The organism is Clostridium peptidivorans, assembly GCF_900205925.1.
Taxonomy (GTDB): Bacteria; Bacillota; Clostridia; order Clostridiales; family Clostridiaceae; genus Clostridium_AK; species Clostridium_AK peptidivorans.
In genome coordinates this window covers 205,648-225,593 of record NZ_OAOD01000005.1, presented here as the reverse complement: position 1 = coordinate 225,593, position 19,946 = coordinate 205,648, and the positions used below count along the sequence as shown (strand labels likewise).

At 29.6% G+C, this 19,946-nt stretch carries 21 protein-coding genes, 1 tRNA gene and 1 rRNA gene; 19 read left to right on the top strand and 4 right to left on the bottom strand.

All coding sequences use genetic code 11. From position 1 onward, the window contains the following. The 3 genes from rrf to CRN98_RS06830 all read left to right on the top strand — a co-directional run bounded on the left by rrf (nt 1) and on the right by CRN98_RS06830 (nt 1,113). Nucleotides 1–117, top strand: a 5S ribosomal RNA gene (gene rrf / locus CRN98_RS06840). 96 nt (nt 118–213) lie between these two features. Next, nucleotides 214–960, top strand: coding sequence for an NAD-dependent protein deacylase (locus tag CRN98_RS06835; protein ID WP_097026671.1), 747 nt, complete (start codon nt 214–216; stop codon nt 958–960). 78 nt (nt 961–1,038) lie between these two features. Further along, nucleotides 1,039–1,113: transfer RNA gene (locus CRN98_RS06830), tRNA-Cys, on the top strand. A 61-nt stretch (nt 1,114–1,174) separates the two neighbouring features. Here the strand turns inward: CRN98_RS06830 and CRN98_RS06825 are convergent. Continuing rightward, nucleotides 1,175–2,125 carry a magnesium transporter CorA family protein gene (locus tag CRN98_RS06825; protein WP_097026670.1) on the bottom strand — a complete coding sequence of 317 codons (951 nt, stop codon included), beginning with the start codon at nt 2,123–2,125 and terminating at the stop codon, nt 1,175–1,177. A 321-nt stretch (nt 2,126–2,446) separates the two neighbouring features. Here CRN98_RS06825 and CRN98_RS06820 point away from each other — a divergent pair, with 321 nt between their 5' ends. Then, nucleotides 2,447–2,929, top strand: coding sequence for a hypothetical protein (locus tag CRN98_RS06820; RefSeq protein WP_097026669.1), 483 nt, complete (start codon nt 2,447–2,449; stop codon nt 2,927–2,929). 6 nt (nt 2,930–2,935) lie between these two features. On the opposite strand, the gene CRN98_RS06815 is transcribed toward CRN98_RS06820, so the two are convergent. After that, nucleotides 2,936–4,105, bottom strand: coding sequence for a zinc-binding metallopeptidase family protein (locus tag CRN98_RS06815; protein ID WP_097026668.1), 1,170 nt, complete (start codon nt 4,103–4,105; stop codon nt 2,936–2,938). Between the two features lie 151 nt (nt 4,106–4,256). Between CRN98_RS06815 and CRN98_RS06810 the strand changes: the two genes are divergently transcribed. The 11 genes from CRN98_RS06810 to CRN98_RS06760 all read left to right on the top strand — a co-directional run bounded on the left by CRN98_RS06810 (nt 4,257) and on the right by CRN98_RS06760 (nt 12,357). Continuing rightward, nucleotides 4,257–4,469 (top strand): sigma factor G inhibitor Gin, encoded by a 213-nt coding sequence (locus CRN98_RS06810; protein WP_097026667.1) that lies wholly within the window; start codon nt 4,257–4,259, stop codon nt 4,467–4,469. Continuing rightward, nucleotides 4,448–5,869: an aminotransferase class I/II-fold pyridoxal phosphate-dependent enzyme gene (locus tag CRN98_RS06805; RefSeq protein WP_097026666.1), complete on the top strand. Its 1,422-nt coding sequence runs from the start codon at nt 4,448–4,450 to the stop codon at nt 5,867–5,869. The genes CRN98_RS06810 and CRN98_RS06805 overlap by 22 nt, the downstream gene beginning before the upstream one ends. A gap of 34 nt (nt 5,870–5,903) precedes the next feature. Next, nucleotides 5,904–6,581 (top strand): dTMP kinase, encoded by a 678-nt coding sequence (locus CRN98_RS06800; protein WP_097026682.1) that lies wholly within the window; start codon nt 5,904–5,906, stop codon nt 6,579–6,581. A 71-nt stretch (nt 6,582–6,652) separates the two neighbouring features. Continuing rightward, nucleotides 6,653–6,982 carry a cyclic-di-AMP receptor gene (locus CRN98_RS06795; RefSeq protein WP_097026665.1) on the top strand — a complete coding sequence of 110 codons (330 nt, stop codon included), beginning with the start codon at nt 6,653–6,655 and terminating at the stop codon, nt 6,980–6,982. A 15-nt stretch (nt 6,983–6,997) separates the two neighbouring features. Continuing rightward, complete coding sequence (locus CRN98_RS06790; protein WP_097026664.1) at nt 6,998–7,939, top strand: DNA polymerase III subunit delta'; 942 nt, start codon at nt 6,998–7,000, stop codon at nt 7,937–7,939. 6 nt (nt 7,940–7,945) lie between these two features. Further along, nucleotides 7,946–8,851: a PSP1 domain-containing protein gene (locus CRN98_RS06785; protein ID WP_097026663.1), complete on the top strand. Its 906-nt coding sequence runs from the start codon at nt 7,946–7,948 to the stop codon at nt 8,849–8,851. Nucleotides 8,852–8,860: 9 nt separating this feature from the next. After that, on the top strand, nt 8,861–9,064 hold the full coding sequence (locus tag CRN98_RS06780) for a heavy-metal-associated domain-containing protein (RefSeq protein WP_097026662.1): 204 nt from the start codon (nt 8,861–8,863) through the stop codon (nt 9,062–9,064). Nucleotides 9,065–9,146: 82 nt separating this feature from the next. Beyond that, nucleotides 9,147–9,317 (top strand): DUF362 domain-containing protein, encoded by a 171-nt coding sequence (locus tag CRN98_RS06775; RefSeq protein WP_097026661.1) that lies wholly within the window; start codon nt 9,147–9,149, stop codon nt 9,315–9,317. A gap of 111 nt (nt 9,318–9,428) precedes the next feature. After that, on the top strand, nt 9,429–10,190 hold the full coding sequence (locus tag CRN98_RS06770) for a tRNA1(Val) (adenine(37)-N6)-methyltransferase (RefSeq protein ID WP_097026660.1): 762 nt from the start codon (nt 9,429–9,431) through the stop codon (nt 10,188–10,190). Further along, nucleotides 10,183–11,028 (top strand): 16S rRNA (cytidine(1402)-2'-O)-methyltransferase, encoded by an 846-nt coding sequence (gene rsmI, locus CRN98_RS06765; RefSeq protein WP_097026681.1) that lies wholly within the window; start codon nt 10,183–10,185, stop codon nt 11,026–11,028. The genes CRN98_RS06770 and rsmI overlap by 8 nt, the downstream gene beginning before the upstream one ends. Before the next feature lie 174 nt (nt 11,029–11,202). Continuing rightward, nucleotides 11,203–12,357 carry a C40 family peptidase gene (locus tag CRN98_RS06760; RefSeq protein WP_097026659.1) on the top strand — a complete coding sequence of 385 codons (1,155 nt, stop codon included), beginning with the start codon at nt 11,203–11,205 and terminating at the stop codon, nt 12,355–12,357. Between the two features lie 92 nt (nt 12,358–12,449). Here the strand turns inward: CRN98_RS06760 and CRN98_RS06755 are convergent, their stop codons facing one another. After that, the gene (locus CRN98_RS06755) at nt 12,450–13,133 is read right to left on the bottom strand and encodes a helix-turn-helix transcriptional regulator (protein WP_097026658.1); all 684 of its coding nucleotides are present in this window, start codon (nt 13,131–13,133) and stop codon (nt 12,450–12,452) included. A 343-nt stretch (nt 13,134–13,476) separates the two neighbouring features. Here CRN98_RS06755 and CRN98_RS06750 point away from each other — a divergent pair, with 343 nt between their 5' ends. The 3 genes from CRN98_RS06750 (at nt 13,477) to CRN98_RS06740 (ending at nt 17,145) form a co-directional block, all read left to right on the top strand. Continuing rightward, complete coding sequence (locus CRN98_RS06750) at nt 13,477–14,859, top strand: tryptophanase (RefSeq protein WP_097026657.1); 1,383 nt, start codon at nt 13,477–13,479, stop codon at nt 14,857–14,859. Between the two features lie 496 nt (nt 14,860–15,355). Further along, on the top strand, nt 15,356–16,714 hold the full coding sequence (locus CRN98_RS06745) for a sodium-dependent transporter (protein ID WP_097026656.1): 1,359 nt from the start codon (nt 15,356–15,358) through the stop codon (nt 16,712–16,714). Nucleotides 16,715–16,761: 47 nt separating this feature from the next. Continuing rightward, entirely contained in the window at nt 16,762–17,145 is a 384-nt protein-coding gene (locus tag CRN98_RS06740) for a RidA family protein (protein WP_097026655.1), read from the top strand. A gap of 493 nt (nt 17,146–17,638) precedes the next feature. Here the strand turns inward: CRN98_RS06740 and CRN98_RS06735 are convergent, their stop codons facing one another. Further along, nucleotides 17,639–18,604: a polysaccharide deacetylase family protein gene (locus tag CRN98_RS06735; RefSeq protein ID WP_242960850.1), complete on the bottom strand. Its 966-nt coding sequence runs from the start codon at nt 18,602–18,604 to the stop codon at nt 17,639–17,641. Between the two features lie 836 nt (nt 18,605–19,440). Between CRN98_RS06735 and ispF the strand changes: the two genes are divergently transcribed. After that, nucleotides 19,441–19,911: a 2-C-methyl-D-erythritol 2,4-cyclodiphosphate synthase gene (gene ispF / locus CRN98_RS06730; protein WP_097026653.1), complete on the top strand. Its 471-nt coding sequence runs from the start codon at nt 19,441–19,443 to the stop codon at nt 19,909–19,911. Nucleotides 19,912–19,946: the final 35 nt, after the last annotated feature.

Genomic DNA, 19,946 nt, shown 5'->3' with positions numbered 1-19,946 from the left:
TCTGGTGATTATGGCTTGAAGGTAACACCCGTACCCATTCCGAACACGAAGGTTAAGCTTCAAAGCGCCAATGGTACTGCCGGGGAGGCCCGGTGGGAGAGTAGGTCGTTGCCAGGTAGAAAACACATCAGTTAATCTGATGTGTTTTTTAATTTTTTGATTGTCACTTTAAAGGTGATAGGTATATAATATTTATACTAATATACACTGGGAGTGATTTTATTGAATAGTAATGAAAAATTAAAAGATATTATTAAAAATAGTTCTAATATAGTATTTTTTGGAGGAGCAGGTGTTTCTACAGAAAGTAATATACCAGACTTCAGATCTTCACAGGGGCTTTATGAGATAAAGAATAACTATAAGTATTCTCCAGAGGTAATGCTTAGTCATAGCTTTTTTAAAGGGCATACAGAGGATTTTTTTCAGTTTTACAAAGAAAAGATGATATATAAAGGTGCTAAGCCTAATAAAGCACATTATAGCTTAGCTAAATTAGAAAAGTTAGGAAAATTAAAGGCTGTGATTACGCAAAATATAGATGGGCTACACCAAGAGGCAGGTTCAAAAAATGTCATAGAACTTCATGGAAGTGTACATAGAAATTATTGTATTAAGTGCAGAAAGTTTTTTGATTTAGATTATATAATAAACTCTAATAAAATAATTCCTCATTGCGATGAGTGTGGTTCTATTGTAAAGCCAGATGTAGTTTTATATGAAGAATCTTTAAATATGGATGTTATAAATAAGGCCATATCTTATGTAAGAAATGCAGAGGTACTTATAATAGGGGGAACATCTTTAGTTGTATATCCAGCAGCTAGTTTAGTTCAATATTTTAATGGAAAGCATCTCATATTAATTAATAAGACAACAACTGACTATGACAATAGAGCATCGTTAGTTATATATGATAGCATAGGTAAGATATTGGGAGAAGCAGTAGAAGAAGTATAATTTATAAATACCATCTAAAAGTTGTTGACAAAGGACTGTTTAGATGGTATTATTTATAAGTAACGTAAAATGACATATGGCGCTATGGCCAAGTGGTAAGGCAAAGGTCTGCAAAACCTTTATTCCCCGGTTCAAATCCGGGTGGCGCCTCCATAAGAAAAATCCCAATCAATATGATTGGGATTTTTTTATTTTAAGATATGTTTTAAATAAATTAAAACATATCTTTTTTATTAAGAATTATTATGGCAATTAGTGATATAAAACTCATTATTGCAAATACTGCCCAAAAACCGTAAGGATGTTGAAAGAAGGGAACACCACCTACATTCATACCAAACATACCAGAAATCATATTTGGAATAGACATTACTATAGTTACAGAAGCTAATAACTTCATCACAATATTTAAGTTATTAGAAATTACCGAAGCAAAGAAATCCATGGTTCCTGTAAGTATATTACTATATATATTAGCCATTTCTATGGCCTGTTTATTTTCTATAATAACATCTTCTAATATATCTTGATCTTCTGGGTATTTTTGCATTATCTCTAATTTTAACATTTTTTCTAAAGTTATTTCATTAGATTTTAATGAGGTTGAAAAATACACTAGAGATTTTTCAAGAGAAAGCAACTGAATTAATTCTTTATTCTTCATGGATTTATGAAGTCTTTTCTCAACCATTGAGCTTTTTTTATCTATTTGTCTTAGATAAATTAGATAATAACCTGCAATTTTATATAGTATTTGAAGTATAAATCGTGATCTCTTAAAGGTAAAGAAAGATCTTACTTTGCCATCTATAAAATCAAGTAGTATTTTACTATTTTTAAGGCAAATTGTTATGAGCATAGTTTCTGTATGTATTATAGCTAGTGGATAAGTATCATAAGTTAATGAATTTTCTTCCATTTCAGTAAATGGAATATCTAAGAGAAGTAATATATTATTATTTTCATCACTATCTATACGAGAAGTTTCCTCATCATCCATTGCTGCACGTAAAAATTCTATGGATATATTAGCCTTTTTAGAAATTAAAAGTAATTCTTGATCCGATGGGGCAACAATATTTACCCAACATCCTGGTTCTATATTATCTATTTGGTGTAATGTACACATATTGTTTTCCTCAATAGTTTTGTATATTGATATCATAGTATCCCTCCTTTGTTGAAGTCAGTCAGTAATTATATTATAACTAAAAATTAACCTATGTCTATAATATATAAATAAAATGAATAAATTAATTCATAATAATACTAATGAGACTCTTTTAATTCATTAAAATTTGAGTTTCTTAGATAAGCTTAGCATATTGAAGTTAATATGTACAACTCTATATCATGCTAATATAGTTGTCCTATATGGCATTTTAAGAATAATTATAGCGTAATATGGACATGGATTAAACTTTGAATCCCTAGTATAATCTGTATGTTAAATCAATTAAGAGGATAAAGTATATGGAGGGTTATTATGGGCAATATGCATAAAGAAACAATTTGTAGAAGAAAACTTGCTTCTTTAATTAAATTGTTTACTTTAATAGTAATAGTATTGTTCTTTACTGAAGTAATTAAAGGATCATATATAGAAAGTACATTGATTGTACTTACCGGTGCTTTAGTTACGCTAGTGCTAGTATTAGAAGTAACAAAATGTAGAGTTAGGTATACCTATTCATTAATAGCGGATCAATTCATAATTCATAAGATTAAGGGCAATGATGATAAGGTTGTGGAAAATATAAAAGTTAAGGATATTGAATATATAAAAAAGCAGAAAACTATTAATATAACTACTATAAATAATAAAAAATATATATGTTCTCTATTAAATTTTAGTCCTTATTGTTGCGTTTATAGGCAGGGAGATAAATTAAAGAAATTTTACTTTGAGCCTAGTAATAATTTAATTGAAAAACTAAAGTTTAATAGAAATAAAAGATTAGCCTCATAATGAAGGCTAATCTTTTTGTTTTTTTAAAAAATTAATAAGTTCTTCTCGAGATTCTTGAAGTAAGGTTTCCCTTTGTATAATATCTATTGCAGTAAAAGCTAGGGCATGGGATACTTTTAATCCTATATTTTTAGCAAAATCAGATATAGTTGCTAGAGCAAATTCCCTAGATGAATATTTAATGCTATTATCTTGTACTATAGATATATAGGGATGTATACATGGAATTAAATGACTAACAGTGCCTAAGCTAAGGCCAGAATAAGTATCTTTAGGTCCTTCAATATCTATAATACCTGCTTCTTTTAAATTATGGGAAAATAATCTTGATAATGTGGAGTTTGTAATAAGTTCATCATAAGGTATTTCATAAATAGAGCACTCAGTATTTATATCCATGATTTCACCTAGGCATTTAGAAAGTGAGCGAATTTTACATTCAACAATTTCAGCATAGTGTTTTTTTGTAGCTCTTATATAAAATTTTGATTCGGCTTCATTAGGAAGTAAGTGAGGATCTTTACCACCTTGAACTATAACCCCATCAATGCTGCAGGCAGGACCAAAACCCTTTGACAATATATTTAGTGAGTTAAATGTAAGCATACAAGCGTCTAAAGCAGAATAGGTACCTTTTCGTCTATAACTTAATCCACATTCACTTTTATAATTTATTTTTAGGGGCATAAGCGCCATAGAAGTACCACTTTCAGCTGTAATTATATCTGGATGTGCAACTAGTACGGCATCGATATCCTCAAATAATCCTTGCTTTGCCATTGTAACCTTAGAACCACCCAAAAATTCACCAGGGCACCCAAGAACTATTATGCTTCCTCCAAGCTTTGAGATTACTTTCGATAGTCCTAGTGCTGCCCCTGTAGATATAGCAGATAATAAATTATGGCCAGTTACATGACCAAGATCCTTCACTGCATCATATTCGCATATAAAACAAATTCTAGGGTGACCATTCCCAATTTCAGCTGAAAAAGCAGTGGACATGTTCATAATGTTTTTTTTAACCTTAAACCCAAATTTTTTATAAATATTGCAGAGGTATTCAGAAGAATTGTATTCTTTAAAACTTTCTTCAGGATTGTTATATAAATAGGAACTAATTTTAAATAAATCTTCTTTTATAGATTCTAAGTAACCAATAATTTCTTGTTTCATAATATATTACACCACCCTTTAAAATTCAATATATATTATTTCCTAAAAATTTATATATATTTATGTGGACAAAATAAATTTTGGCAATGTAGTGAATAAAATATATTATGAGAGGCAATAATTAAGGCAAGAAATCTGAAGGAGGATATTTATGAAAAAATTACATTGTATAATATGCGGAAAGCCTCTAGGTAATGGTATAATGATAAATGGAAACGGTGTTTGTTTAGATTGTGAGAAAAGAATAGTTAGTACTGATATGAATACAGACTTTTATAGATATTATAAGAACTGTATAAAAAAATATATGATATACCCTATGATAAGAGGAGAGGATAATAATTGTCAAAATTACCACTTGTAGAAGGGGTTTTAAATTACGTAAAGGAAAATAATGCTTCTTTTTGCATGCCTGGACATAAACATGGCAGAGGATTTTTATCTACTGATGTAGGTAAGGAACTGGCAGGTTTAATTATAAATTGTGATATTACCGAAGTAGACGGTTTGGATAATCTTCACAATGCTGAAGGAATTATAAAGGAGGCAGAAGGCCTCCTATCACAATTTTATAACAGCAAGAAATCTCATTTTTTAGTTAATGGAAGTACTAGCGGAAATTTAATAATGATATTTTCTGCACTTCAAGAAGGTGATAAGGTAATAGTAGATAGAAATTGTCATAAGTCTATTTATAATGGAATTATTTTAAGAAAGCTAAATCCGATATATGTAGGAAATAAATTTCATAAGAGATTTAATTTGCCAGTAAGTATGGATATGGAAGAATTAAAAAGAGCTATAGAACAAAATAGAGATGCTAAAGCTATAATTCTAACATATCCAAATTATTATGGTATAGCCTGTAATTTAAAATTAATAACTTCTATGGCAAAAGAAAACAATATGTATGTATTAGTAGATTCAGCTCATGGAGCACATTATGGTGTACATGAAAAATTACCCAATAATGCGGTATCCTTAGGAGCAGATATGGTGGTTATGAGTTGCCACAAGACGTTACCAAGTTTTACTCAAACTTCATATTTACATATAACTAATAGTAAATTGATAGATAAAGCTCAATTTTATTTTAAAATATTTAATAGTACAAGCCCTTCTTATATGTTTATGGCATCTATGGACTATGCTAGATATTACATAGAAAATTTTGGACAAGAATCTTATAGTAATTTAATTAGTTTATGTAATAAGTATAAGGAAAAATTAAAAAAGTTAAATTACTTGCGTATATTAGAGGATAAAGACTTAGGTATATATGAGTGCAATTTAGATAAAACTCGTTATGTTATAAACTTTAAAAATAATATAAGTGCCAATTTAGTTTTAAATTATTTGAGAAAGAATCACATACAAGCAGAAATGAGTGACTTATATAATATAGTTCTTATATTTTCACCATTTAATACTGAAGAAGAGTTTCAATATCTTTATGAGGTGTTTTCAAAAATGCCATATAAAGAGTTTCATATGGAAAATGTACCGTTATTATCATATAAAGTTCCTAAAGCATATATAGCACCATATGAAACCTTAGAAAAAAATAAAGAATTAATAAAAATAGAGAATTCAGAAGGACATATATGTGGAGAAAGTATCATACCATATCCCCCAGGAGTGCCGATTTTAATGGCAGGGGAATTAATAGATAAGGAAGCTATAGATGTGATAAAATATTATATGGAAAATAACATCGAAGTAATTGGAATAGAAGATGAATATATAAAAATTATACATATGTAAATTTAATTTGGAGGAATATAGGTTGAAAAGTGATATATATAAGGGAAAGTTAATAGTGCTTGAGGCAGGAGATGGCAGCGGTAAAGCTACACAAACTAATAGACTATATGAAAGATTACTAAAAGAAGGATATAAGGTGTTAAAAATAGAATATCCTAATTATAAAAGCAATTCATCAGCTCTTATAAAGATGTATTTAAATGGAGAGTTTGGTGAAAATCCAGAAGATATAAATGCCTATGCAGCATCTACTTTTTATGCAGTAGATAGATATGCATCATTTAAAAAGGAATGGGAACAGTTTTACAAAGAGGGAGGCATAGTATTAGCAGACAGGTATACTACCTCTAATATGGTACATCAAGCATCAAAAATAAGTGATATAGATGAAAAGGAAAAGTTTTTAGATTGGTTATGGGAGCTAGAATTTAAATTAATGGGGCTACCGGTACCAGATAAAGTATTATTTTTAGATATGCCTCCTGAATATAGCTTTAAGCTTATGATGGAGAGAAAGAATAAATTTACAGGTAATAAAGAAAAGGATATACATGAAAGAAATAATAGTTATCTTATACATTCTTATAATAATGCATGCTATATTGCAGACAAGTATAATTGGGATAAAATCAAATGTGTGGAAAATAAAAGTATAAAGACTATAGATGAAATTCATGAAAATATATATAAATCATTAACAGAAATAATTTAATATTTCTATAATAATATTAAAGGGGTATAATAAAGTATATATACAATTTTATTATGAGGGGGTTGATGTATATGAAACTTGTAATTGCAGTGGTACAAGATGATGATGCAATAGATTTAGTAGATGTATTAACTGAAGCTAATTATAGAGTAACAAAGCTTGCAACAACAGGTGGGTTTCTAAAGGCAGGAAATACTACTTTAATGATAGGTGTGGAAAAAGAAAGAGTCGATGAAGTAATAAAAATCATAGAGGAAGTTTGTAAGACAAGAAAGCAGGTTGTGACTTCTCCATCACCTGTTGCAGGTTCTACAGGCGTATATGTACCTTATCCTATAGAAGTTCAAGTAGGCGGGGCTACAGTATTTGTTATAGATGTAGATAGATTTGAAAAAATCTAATGGAGGAATATATATTTGTTATTTAAAGATATTATAGGACATGAGGCTGTAAAGAGGCAAATAATGCACTCGATAGATAATGAGCGATTTTCACATGCATCCATTATTACTGGAGAAGATGGATTAGGAAAGAGTTTAATTGCGAGAGATATAGCATATGAATTATTAAAGAAGGATAAAAATAGGCAATGTGTAGATATTATAGAGGCAAGAGTGACTAAAAACAAAAAATCCATAGGAGTAGATGAGGTAGAAAAGTTAATAGAAGAAATTAATTCAAAGCCTTATGAAGGAGATAAAAAAGTAATAATAGTATATGAATCAGATAAGATGACAAATCAAGCTCAAAATGCCTTTTTAAAGACTATAGAAGAGCCACCAAGTGGTGTGTATATTATACTTCTGTGTGAGCATTTAGATTCATTGCTTGATACAATACGTTCTAGGTGTCAAGTTTATAAATTACATCATTTAACATATGAGGAAATGGAAAAATTTATAACTGATAAGTATTCAGACCTAAATAAAGAAGAAATATATTCTATGATGGCATTTAGCGATTGTATTCCAGGAAGGGCAGAAAAGTACATTGAAGATAAATCTTTAAAAGAAATAAGAAGTTTGGCCTTAGATATACTATTAAATATAAAAGTTATGGATTTTAATATATGGCACTATGAGGATATACTTGTGAAGTATAAAGCACAGTGGAATGAAGTACTCACTTGTTTTTTTTCCTTTATAAGGGACTCTTTAATATATAAAGAAGTAAATAATACAGATATGGTTATTAATATAGATAAAATAGAGGGTATAAAGAAGTTATCTGAAATGTTTTCTTTTAATGAGTTAAGTGATATTATAGATATAATAAAATCTACAAGGGTTAAGATTGAGAAAAATGTAAATGCAGGGTTAGTATTTGAATCAATGCTACTTGATATGCAGGAGGTATAATTATATATGGTAAAGGTTGTAGGAATACGTTTTAAAAAGGCTGGGAAAATATATTATTTTTCGCCGGGAGAACTTAAGATAAATCAAGGAGAAAATGTAATAGTAGAAACTGCACGAGGAATAGAATTTGGAGAGTGTGTTATAGGAGAAAAACAAATAGGTGAAGATGAGATAGTAAGTCCATTAAAGAGTGTTATAAGAAAGGCTACAGAAGAAGATGAATTAAGGCACTCAGAAAACAAGACCAAGGCCTCAGAAGCATTTAATATATGTGCTGAAAAGATACAAGGACATAATCTTCAAATGAAGCTTATAGATGTAGAATATACTTTTGATAATAATAAAGTGATATTTTACTTTACTGCAGATGGAAGAGTAGATTTTAGAGAACTTGTAAAGGAGTTAGCATCTATATTTAGAACTAGAATAGAACTGAGACAAATAGGGGTAAGAGATGAAGCAAAAATGATAGGCGGACTAGGACCTTGTGGAAGAACTATGTGTTGTTCATCATATTTGGGCGATTTTGTTCCAGTATCTATAAAGATGGCTAAGGAGCAAAATTTATCATTAAATCCTACTAAAATATCTGGTATATGTGGAAGACTTATGTGTTGCTTAAATTTTGAACAGGAAACCTATGAAGGGATTAGGAAAAGACTTCCTAAAATAGGATCCATAGTTAGTAGTGAATATGGTCAAGGAGAGGTTATTGGAAATAATACAGTTAAAGAAAGTGTAAGGGTAAGGATAAAACCTCAAAATGGCGAAGAATTTATAAAAGACATCTCAATAGATGAAGTTACTTTAATATCAGGTGCGTATGAGGGAACTGTAAGTGAAGAAGATATAAAAATAGAAGTAGCGGAAGAAGATAAAGATATACTTAAGGAATTATTCAAGGAAAACTAGGAGGCAATTATGAAGACTGATTTAAAGATATGTAATATGAAAAGCATGGTAGACGTAAATAAGATTAGAAATGGAATTTCTAATAATGAGGGAGTTATAGCTTGCCAAATAAATTTAGAAAGTAAGGAAGTTAATGTAGTCTACGATGAATATTTTTTATCTTTAGACAATATATTGGAATCAGTGGAAGATTTGGGATATACTATTTTATAAAAATCACTTTAAAAATTTTGAGGAACGTGGTAAAATAGAATTCGGATATACTTGTCCAAATTATTAAGGAGGTGTTTACATAATGGCATACGTAATTAATGATACTTGTATAAGCTGTGGAGCATGTGCACCAGAATGTCCAGTTAACGCTATAAGCCAAGGAGATTCAATATTCGTTGTAGATGCTAACACTTGCATCGACTGCGGAAACTGTGCTAATGTTTGTCCAGTAGGAGCTCCAGTAGTAGAATAATAAAAAGGGCCACTTTTAAGTGGTCTTTTTTTTATGCATAATATATTTGACATTTAAGTCTTCTTAATAAATAATTATTTAGAGAAACTTTTCTATGGAAAGGAATTAAAGATGAAAAATTATAATTTAATAAAAGATGATGAAACATTAGATGATCTTGATTTAAAAGATATATGTGTGATACAAAAAAAACATGACTTTAGATTTGGAATTGATGCAGTACTTTTAGCTAATTTTGCAAAGATAAAAAGAAATGATAAAATAATTGATTTTTGTAGTGGAACAGGGATAATTCCATTTGTAATAACAGGTAAAAATGAATTAAAGTCTATTAAAGGTATAGAAATACAGGAAGAAATGGTAGATATGGCTTTAAGAAGTGTAGAGTATAATAACTTACAAGATAAGATATCTTTCTTATGTGGAGATTTAAAGAATGAGGTAATGCTAAGTGCTTTAGAAAAGGTAGATGTAGTGACAGTAAATCCTCCATATAAGATTTTAAATACAGGTATTATAAATATAAGTAATAAAAATGCTATTGCTAGGCATGAAATATGTTGTACATTAGAAGATGTTATTAAGGCTTCGGAAATAGTACTTAAGGATAGAGGAAGATTATATATGATACATAGGCCAGAAAGAATTGCTGATATAATGGTACTTATGAGAAAGTATAAGTTAGAGCCTAAAGCTATCAGGATGATTCAACCATCAGTAAATAAAGCACCAAATCTTGTTCTTATTGAAGGACAAAAAAATGGGGGTAAATTCTTGAAGTTTGAAAATACCCTTTATGTTTATGATGAAAATGGTGATTATACAGAGGAAATTAATGAAATATATGGAAGAGAGAATGATAGAAATGAGTAAAGGTAAATTATTTATAGTCCCTACACCTATAGGAAATTTAAAAGATATAACTTTAAGAGCCCTAGAAGCCTTAAAAGAAGCGGATATAATAGCTGCAGAGGATACAAGACAAACTTTAAAACTATTAAATCATTATAATATAAAAAAGTCACTTATAAGCTATCATATGCATAATGAAGAAGATAGAAGCGGTAGTATTATAGAACGCTTAAATGAAGGAAATATTATAGCCTTGGTAAGTGATGCAGGTACTCCGGGAATTTCAGACCCTGGCAGTGTAATAATTAGTAAATGTATAGAAGAAAAAATACCTTTTGAAGTACTTCCAGGGGCTACAGCTATTACAACGGCATTGGTTTCATCAGGAATGGATACTACAAAATTTTTATTTAGAGGTTTTTTGCCAAGGGAAAATAAAGATAGAAAAGTTATAATTGAAGATTTAAAAAGCAGAACTGAAACACTTATACTGTATGAAGCTCCACATAGGCTTTTAAATACTTTAACCTTTTTAAGAGAAAACTTAGGTAGCAGAAAAATTGCTTTATGTAGGGAACTTACAAAATTACATGAGGAAGTGCTAAGATTAACATTAGAGGAAGCTATATGTCACTATGAAAAAGTATCACCACGAGGAGAATATGTATTAGTGATAGAAGGAAAGACCATAGAAGAAATAGATAGAGAAGAAAAAGCCTTGTGGGAAAATATGAGTATAGAAGAACATATAAAAAGTTACATGGATCAGGGGTATATAAAAAAAGAAGCGATAAAAATGGTAGCTAGGGATAGAAAAATGCCAAAATCAGAAGTATATAAATATTCTTTGGAGGTTTAATATACTAAATAAATATATAACGAGAAATTAGTAAATAGGCAAAATTATCTAATTTCTCGTTGAGTTTTTATTAAAGTTAATGGTATAATGGGAAGTGTGTTAAATAATGATATAATTTTATAAAAAATGGATAAAATTTTTGTAAACTTAGGATAAAGTTTTGGGGGTGCTTATGTGAAAAATAAGATAGTTTCAATTATTACGGCAATGGGATTAATTTTTACTTTAAGTAGTTCTGTATTGGCAGAGCCATTATCTACTCAAGTAGAAAGCCACAAGGCTAAAGTTCAGAAAAGTAAAAAAGCGTTAGAAGATGTTAAGAAAAAAAGAGAAGACTTAGAAGTTGATATTGAAAAGATGGACAACCAGATAGAAGGATTAATGCATCAAATAAATGACGTAAAAACTAAAATTGTGAGTACAGAGAAGGATATAAAAACAACGAAAAAAGAAATCACAAAGGCAGAAGAAGAAATAAAAGACCAAAATGATTTATTTGAGAAAAGAATTAGAGCCATGTATGTAAAAGGCGTGGGAAGCTATTTAGATATTTTAGTAGAAGCTGATGGAATAGGAGACTTTATTTCAAGAGCGGAAACTGTTAAAAAAGTAATGGAATTTGATAAGAAAATAGCGGCTGAGCTTAAGGAAAAGAAAGAAGTTATTGTTGAAAAAAAGGAGCGCTTAGATAATGATAAAAGTAAATTAGTGACGTTAAAAGCTAATAATGAAAAGAAGCTAAGTGAAGTAAATAATAAAAAGAAGGAACAAAATAAACTTTTAGCTGACTTAACAAAACAAGAAAGAACCTATGCATCCACAATAACCGAATCTCAAAGTTATATCAATAGAGCAATGGCTCAAATTGCTGAAATGCAAAGACAACAGCAATTAGCTAAATCTAAACCATCAAGAGGGAATTCAAATGATTGGAATGTTAATAATGATTCTCAGTCAAATATGGAAATCCCATCAAATGCGTCTGGAAGCTCTATAGTAGTATATGCATCCAACTTTTTAGGAAAACAATATCAATGGGGAGGAAATGGTCCAGATACATTTGATTGTTCTGGATTAGTTAAGCATGTATATGCACAGTATGGAATAAACCTTCCAAGAGTTGCATCAGCTCAACAGACAGTAGGAATAGCTGTTTCAAAAGATCAGTTGGAACCAGGTGATTTAGTATTCTTTGGATATCCAGCACATCATGTTGGAATATACGTGGGTAATAATTCTTATTTGCATGCACCAAGAACAGGTGATGTAGTTAAAATATCTCCACTTACTAGAAGCGATTTCAGTGGCGGTAGAAGAATTATACGTTAATATAAAAAATCCAGCTCTTTGAGAGCTGGATTTTCTTGTTTAAGTTTATAATAAGGAGTATATTTTAGGGTGATGACAGGGTAGCTATCCTATTAACTTTTATCTTTATTAAGAATATTTAAATAGCGATAAATACTTGGCTCTGAACAGTGAAGTTGTTTAGCAACTTCACTAACGGCTCCCTTTAACATAAATACTCCCTTTTGATTTAACACATCCACTATATTAAGACGTTCATCTTGAGTCAGACGATTAGCAGGAATATTTTTATCAGATAAAACCTCATTTAAAACAGTTTCTGTAACTTCTCCGATAGACTCAGAGAAATTTTCAGGAACATCGTTTAAAACTGAATTAACTGAATCATAAGCCTTATTTTGAAGAATTAATTCATTAGGATGGCAGAGCTTTAAAATTTCTTCACTGAGAGAGACATACTTGCTATCATCAAAGTTAATACATAGCATTGCAACAATTTCGCCAGTATCATCTTTTATAAACATAGTAGATGAGCGCAAAACTCTATTGGTCTTTGAAGCGCCATTATAATTAATAACATAATCACTATTTTTGTAACTTCCCATTGCCATAATTTTCAGTCCAAGATTTGTTAAAGGGGCACCTACACTGCGGCCGCTAACATGTCCGTTTGCAATGGCTATAATAGAATACTTCTCATCAGTTAAATCATGAAGCACAATTTCATAATCAGGACCTAATACTTTCCCTAAAAACTCAACAAGTTTAATATATTGATTTAAGGTAGTTTTCTTCATTTTATCCACCTACTTTATGACTTTATGTATTATATTATACAATATCATGAAGATTAATATATTTCAATAAAATAAATAAAAATATTATTATTATAATAAAATATTATTAATGAGATAAAAATATTTTGTAATAAGTCACAGTTACAGCATCGAAACAAGGTAAAATATCGAATAAATCGTTCCTAATTGGAAAAAAATAATAAAAAAGTAAATTACATTGTTGACTGAAAATTATAATGATGATATAATTTTATTATAGAAAAAATAATTTGAAAATTTCAACTAAACAAATTATTTATCTTAATATGAATAATAAAAATTAGATGATGGAGGGTTTGTTAATATGGGGATTAAATATGTACCAGAACCATTTAGAATTAAGATGGTAGAAACAATTAAGATGCTTAGTCGTGAAGAAAGGGAAGAAAAAATTGCTGAGGCAAAGTATAACTTATTTAATCTTAGAGGGGAAGATGTATATATTGACTTATTAACAGATAGTGGAACAAATGCAATGAGCCAAGAACAATGGGCTGGAGTAATGAGAGGTGATGAAGCCTATGCAGGAGCTTCAAGTTACTTTAAATTAGTTGAATCAGCACAAGATATATTTGGATATAAATACATTCAACCAGTACATCAAGGTCGTGCAGCGGAAAAAGTTCTTTTTGGATTAATGATGGGTAAAGGACAATATTCTATATCTAATATGCATTTTGATACAACAAGGGCACATGTTGAGCTAGCAGGTGCAAGAGCAGTTGATTGTGTTGTTCCTGAAGCTGCAGATCCAACACTTAGAGTACCATTTAAAGGAAACATGGATGTTGTAAAGCTTGAAGAATTAATAAAAGAATATGGAGCAGATAACGTTAGACTTGTTATTATGACTATAACAAATAACTCAGCAGGAGGACAACCTGTATCTGTTCAAAATGTAAGAGAAACCTCTGAAATTTGTAAAAAATATAATATAAAATTTTGCATAGATGCGGCACGTTATGCAGAAAATGCTTATTTTATAAAACAACGTGAACCTGGATATGAAAACAAATCTATAAAGGAAATAATTAAAGAAGTATTTAGCTATGCAGATATGTTTACAATGAGTGCTAAGAAAGATACTATTGTGAACATGGGTGGCTTAATTGGAATCAAAGAAGATGCAGAATTATATCAATTATGCAAAGGTCGTACAATTTCATTTGAAGGATTTATAACTTATGGAGGACTTGCAGGCCGTGACCTTGAAGCTTTAGCAATTGGTCTTTATGAAGGACTGGATGAAAACTACTTAAGATATAGAATAGGACAGATGGAATATCTTGCAGGACGTCTTGATGAAGCAGGTATAGCTTATCAATCACCAGTAGGAGGACACGGAGTATTTGTAGATGCAAAAGCTATGTTCCCACATATTCCATATAATGAATTCCCTGGACAGGCTCTAGCAGTAGAACTTTACAAAGAAGCAGGAATTCGTACATGTGATATTGGATCTTATATGTTAGGTAATGACCCTGATACTGGAAAACAACTTCATTCAGAATTTGAGTTTACAAGACTTGCAATTCCACGTCGTGTATATACTCAAGCACATATTGATATTATGGCAGATGCTCTTATTGCAATTAAAGAAAGAGCCAATACTGTTAATGGTTATAGAATTACATGGGAGCCACCAATTCTTCGTCACTTCCAAGCAAGTCTTGAACCAGTAAAATAAAAAAAATATACCCGTAAAATAGTAATGCTATATATTTTACGGGTAATATTTAAATTATATAGTTAGATAGTAATTTGAAAATAAAAGTATTAAAAAATATTAAATATGTAAAGGATCTATATAAGTTTTACATATTTTTCACTTTTTCATATCACTACTTGTATTGTCATTGGCAATAAGTAGATTGATAACAAAAAAATTATCAGCTTTGTTTTGTAGAAAGTGGAAAAGAGATAAGAGATACAATCAGTATCCATCATGAAAAATTTAGTTTTCATGTGAAACTCTTTTTTACTTTCTATATTTATGTAACTAAATAATTAAAAAGTCTTAATTAGTTCTGATCTAAAAAACTTTTCATAATGACGTCAAAGGGTATTATCTCACAATCATATATTACATGGAAAAGTATAAAGTTATAAAAAGAATGAATGTTAATGATAAATTAACAGGCTTTCTATTAAATATTATAATTATATTATAAAGGAGTGAAATTATGGGGAATAACAACCAAAGCAACCTTTCCACGCAATTGAACAATGAGATTAATCGTGAAACCTTTGATTCAAAAATTGGATTTATTTTAGCATGTATTGGCTCAGCAGTAGGTATGGGCAATATCTGGATGTTTCCTTATCGTGTAGGACAGCTTGGGGGAGCCGCATTTCTAATACCATATTTTATATTTGTTATAGTTCTTGGGTTTACAGGAGTTATTGGAGAGATGTCCTTTGGTCGTGCAATGGGAACAGGACCACTGGGGGCCTTTCAAAAGGCATTAGAGAGAAGAGGAAAGAAACATGGAGACCTTATTGGACTTATTCCAGTAATAGGTTCATTAGGTATTGCCATAGGGTATTCAGTAGTTGTAGGCTGGATACTTAGATTTACTGTAGGATCTATTACTGGATCTTTAGTAAAATCACAGGATAGCGGAGCATATTTTGGAGCTATAGCTGGGAATATGGGAAGTCTTAGTTGGCATATGATGGGATTGGCTTTAACATTTATCATTATGCTTGCAGGAGTTTCCAATGGAATAGAAAAAGTTAATAAAGTAATGATGCCTGCATTCTTTATATTATTTTTAATACTTGCTATCCGTGTAGCAACACTACCGGGAGCTATGGAAGGATATAAGTATTTATTTATTCCAAGATGGGAATTTCTCGGAAATCCTAAAACTTGGGTATACGCTCTAGGGCAAGCATTCTTTTCGCTTTCATTAGCTGGATCGGGAACTGTAGTGTATGGAAGTTATCTAAAGAAAAGCGAAGATATTGTGGAAAGTGCAAAGTATGTAGCTGTATTTGATACAATTGCAGCAATGTTAGCAGCACTTGTAATCATACCATCAGTGTTTGCGTTTAAAATGGATCCAGCCGCAGGCCCTCCACTTATGTTTATTACAATGCCAAGTGTATTTAAGCAAATGCCAATGGGACAATTATTTTCAGTTATCTTCTTTATAGCTGTTTTATTTGCTGGAGTTACATCTTTGGTAAACCTATTTGAAACTCCAATAGAAGCATTGCAGGCGAGATTTAATCTTTCTAGAAAGGTTTCAGTTGCTGTTATTGCATTAATTGGAGCTGGTGCTGGAATAATGCTTGAAGATGGAAATAAACTTGGTGTTTGGATGGATGTAATATCTGTTTATGTTGTTCCTCTAGGAGCACTTCTTGCTGGAATTATGTTTTTCTGGGTTTGTGGACCAAAATTTGCAAGAGAACAAGTGCAATCAGGTTCAAAAAAGGAATTAGGTTCTTGGTTTGAACCAATGACAAGGTATATATTCTGTGGGCTTACAATAATAGTTTATATAATGGGCATATTCTATGGTGGAATTGGCTAAAATTTAGTATATCATAGAATATGAATAGTTTAAAGGAGGAAGAAAAAATGAAAAAAGTTATTTCAACAGATTTAGCACCTAAAGCTATAGGTCCATATTCACAGGGAATAATAGTTGGAGACCTAGTATTTTTATCAGGACAAATACCAGTAGACCCAAAAACAGGAGAAATAGTTACAGGTGAAGATCCAATTGTTTCTCAAACTCACCAATCAATGAAAAATGTAAGGAGCATATTAGAATCTCAAGGATTAAATTTTAATAATGTTATAAAGAGTACAGTTTTTATAACAGATATGAATGATTTTCCAAAGGTAAATGAAGTATATGCACAGTATTTTGAAGAAACTTATCCAGCACGTTCCTGTGTTCAGGTAGCTAAGCTGCCAAAAGGTGCGTTAGTAGAAATTGAAGTAATTGCACACAAATAATAAGTTAAGTATATATGTTGTAGCGTAAGTATTATATAAATTTTTTAGTTAAAAACTAAGGATGCCTTTGTCTGAGGGCATCCTTAGTTTTGCAATAAATAGATGTAAGATTGTAATGATATGAATAAGAAATGATATAATTATTATGATGTATTATTTGTTATAAAATGTAAAAAAAGTTGCAAAACAAAATAAAAAATTGCATGAAATAAACAAGAAAATGTCTAAGTATTCCACAGTATCTTGTCCAGGTTATCAACAGGGTAAATGTGGACAATGTTCACAAGTGCCTATATAATTGAAAGTGTGGGTGTTAAAAAAACAAAAATTATGCACAAAAATTGTGGATAAGCTATAAAGAATTGTGGACAAATATGAAAGATACAATAAAACAACCCATAAGAGGCGTTATTAAGTGTTAAAAGCGTAAATTTAATTTATATAAAATGTTAAAAGATAGACATAGAATAAATAAGTTCTATGTCTATTTTTGTTATTGAGATAGTATATTTTTAGAATGAATATTGTTGTAATTTCTGTTTGTTAATCTTCTTTCAAATTCGCTTAAGTCAAAGTTAGAACTTATATATACTCTGTCTAATTTATATATGTCATCTGATTTATCTGTCCAAGTTCCACTTGTAGAAAAGGCCATAGTATAATCAGAATTTTTAGCGGCCTTTAAAGTATCTTTGTTCCAACGCCCATATGGATAAGCAATATAATTTACTTTCTTCTCTAAAATTTTCTCTAAAAATTTCCTTGAGGTATTCATAGTATATAGTTGTTTATCATAAGTAAGTGTTGAAAGATCTTCGTGTTTTTCAGTATGACTCATAATATCTATTCCATTTATAGACATTTCTTTAATTTGGGAGGAATTTATAGTATGACTATATTTATCTACATTATCGGTAATAACAAATATGGTTGCTCTAAAATTATATTTTTTTAGTATTGGATAGGCATTTAAATAATTATCAACATAGCCATCATCAAAAGTTATCGCAACAGATTTTTTTGGGATAGGTTTATTAAAAGCTATAAAATCATAAAGTTCATCTAAAGACAAGGTAGTATAATTTTTATCCTTTAAAAACTTCAGCTGAGCTTCAAATAAGTCTTTAGATAATTGAAGTTCATTACCCTTTTTATTAGAAATGGAATGATACATAAGAACCGGTATCCCTTCATTATTATATTTTAAATTAGGTCCAGAGAAACTTCTCTTTAAATAAGTATTTTTTGCATCTGTTGAAGGGAATGTGGTATTATGAGGGTTATTAAGAGGCTTGTCGTTATCTTTGTGGATAAACTGTTGATTATTTGTTGAATTAGTAATGTATAAATATTTGTTAATTATTAAATAAAACAAAGGAATTGTAAGGAATACGAGTATAATTAAATATAATGACCATTTAAAGACTTTGGATTTCTGCATCATTTTTACTCCTTTCAAATTATATATTAAAATTTACAAAATCCCTGTATTTTAAAGGTTCCATGGATTTGATTGTATTAAAATAATTAAATAATTTAATAGTTATAAACATTGTCCACATTTTGCCTGTGTATAACTTGTGAAATTTCTGTTGATTTCTATATATCGTCAACTATATACAAAAGGTTACATTTTTAATTATAGTTATTAAACGTAAAATATTACAAATATTTCAATTAAAGAAGCTGTTATACTAACATTATCCACAGAAATGTGGACAAATTGTTGATAATTATTTTGGAATATATTACACAATAAATATTTTAACATATTTTATTTGAATTGTTTTTAATATTAAGTAAATAATATAAAATGAAATAGCAAATTATAAGTATGTGAATATAATATAATATATGTTACTAGCAGATCCTATTTTATAAAATAATTTCTCCTCAAAATCCTATGTCTAAAGGTTTCTGTTAAAAGGAACTTTTAGACATAAAATATATTTAGAATTTTCTTAACAATTTGTCTATTTTATGGTATTATATTAATATAAATAAATTATAAAGGGTGTGACATGGATGAAAGATAATGTTGTATATATTGATTTTTCCAAAAGGCACAAAAATAAAAAAAGTATGGAGCCCTTGTATATAAGAATTATTAATAGTATAAAAAGATTTTTTCATTTAAATAAAAAAGGTCATAAAGAAAATGTAATCAATTACAGAAAAAACATATCATAAATTATATAGTATAATATGCCTGGTATACCAGGCTTTATTTTTTTGGGTTTTATTAAAAGAGATATTATTATAAAATATTATAAAGGATGTATAGGAGGTAATATAATGAGAGTAGGAATAGGATATGATGTACATAAGTTTGTAAATGAAAGAAAACTTATACTAGGTGGAGTTCATATACCATATGAAAAAGGACTTTTAGGACATTCTGATGCAGATGTATTGATACATGCTATTATGGATAGTATATTAGGGGCTGCAGCTTTAGGTGATATAGGAAAGCATTTCCCGGATACAAAGGAGGAGTATAAAGGGATTGACAGTTTAAAATTATTAAAAGAAGTAAATAAATTAGTAAAGGGAAAAAACTTTAAAATAGTAAATATAGATTCTATAATCATTGCTCAGTCACCTAAAATGGCACCATATATTGAAACTATGATAGAAAATATAAGCAATGCATTAGAGATACATAAGGATCAAATAAATATAAAAGCCACAACTGAAGAAGGATTAGGTTTTACAGGAAGAAAAGAGGGAATTGCAGCACAAAGCATTTGCATGATAATGAGATAATTTCTGTACCATGATAAAATAAAGAGAGTCCTTCA

What these genes read in the sequence shown, in the direction of transcription:
- CRN98_RS06745 (WP_097026656.1), top strand. Translation starts at nt 15,356, where the DNA reads ATGGGGAATAACAACCAAAGCAACCTTTCCACGCAATTGAACAATGAG.
- CRN98_RS06785 (WP_097026663.1), top strand. Translation starts at nt 7,946, where the DNA reads ATGGTAAAGGTTGTAGGAATACGTTTTAAAAAGGCTGGGAAAATATAT.
- rsmI (WP_097026681.1), top strand. Translation starts at nt 10,183, where the DNA reads ATGAGTAAAGGTAAATTATTTATAGTCCCTACACCTATAGGAAATTTA.
- CRN98_RS06825 (WP_097026670.1), bottom strand. Translation starts at nt 2,125, where the DNA reads ATGATATCAATATACAAAACTATTGAGGAAAACAATATGTGTACATTA.
- CRN98_RS06770 (WP_097026660.1), top strand. Translation starts at nt 9,429, where the DNA reads ATGAAAAATTATAATTTAATAAAAGATGATGAAACATTAGATGATCTT.
- ispF (WP_097026653.1), top strand. Translation starts at nt 19,441, where the DNA reads ATGAGAGTAGGAATAGGATATGATGTACATAAGTTTGTAAATGAAAGA.
- CRN98_RS06820 (WP_097026669.1), top strand. Translation starts at nt 2,447, where the DNA reads ATGGGCAATATGCATAAAGAAACAATTTGTAGAAGAAAACTTGCTTCT.
- CRN98_RS06775 (WP_097026661.1), top strand. Translation starts at nt 9,147, where the DNA reads ATGGCATACGTAATTAATGATACTTGTATAAGCTGTGGAGCATGTGCA.
- CRN98_RS06740 (WP_097026655.1), top strand. Translation starts at nt 16,762, where the DNA reads ATGAAAAAAGTTATTTCAACAGATTTAGCACCTAAAGCTATAGGTCCA.
- CRN98_RS06810 (WP_097026667.1), top strand. Translation starts at nt 4,257, where the DNA reads ATGAAAAAATTACATTGTATAATATGCGGAAAGCCTCTAGGTAATGGT.
- CRN98_RS06755 (WP_097026658.1), bottom strand. Translation starts at nt 13,133, where the DNA reads ATGAAGAAAACTACCTTAAATCAATATATTAAACTTGTTGAGTTTTTA.
- CRN98_RS06780 (WP_097026662.1), top strand. Translation starts at nt 8,861, where the DNA reads ATGAAGACTGATTTAAAGATATGTAATATGAAAAGCATGGTAGACGTA.
- CRN98_RS06750 (WP_097026657.1), top strand. Translation starts at nt 13,477, where the DNA reads ATGGGGATTAAATATGTACCAGAACCATTTAGAATTAAGATGGTAGAA.
- CRN98_RS06795 (WP_097026665.1), top strand. Translation starts at nt 6,653, where the DNA reads ATGAAACTTGTAATTGCAGTGGTACAAGATGATGATGCAATAGATTTA.
- CRN98_RS06815 (WP_097026668.1), bottom strand. Translation starts at nt 4,105, where the DNA reads ATGAAACAAGAAATTATTGGTTACTTAGAATCTATAAAAGAAGATTTA.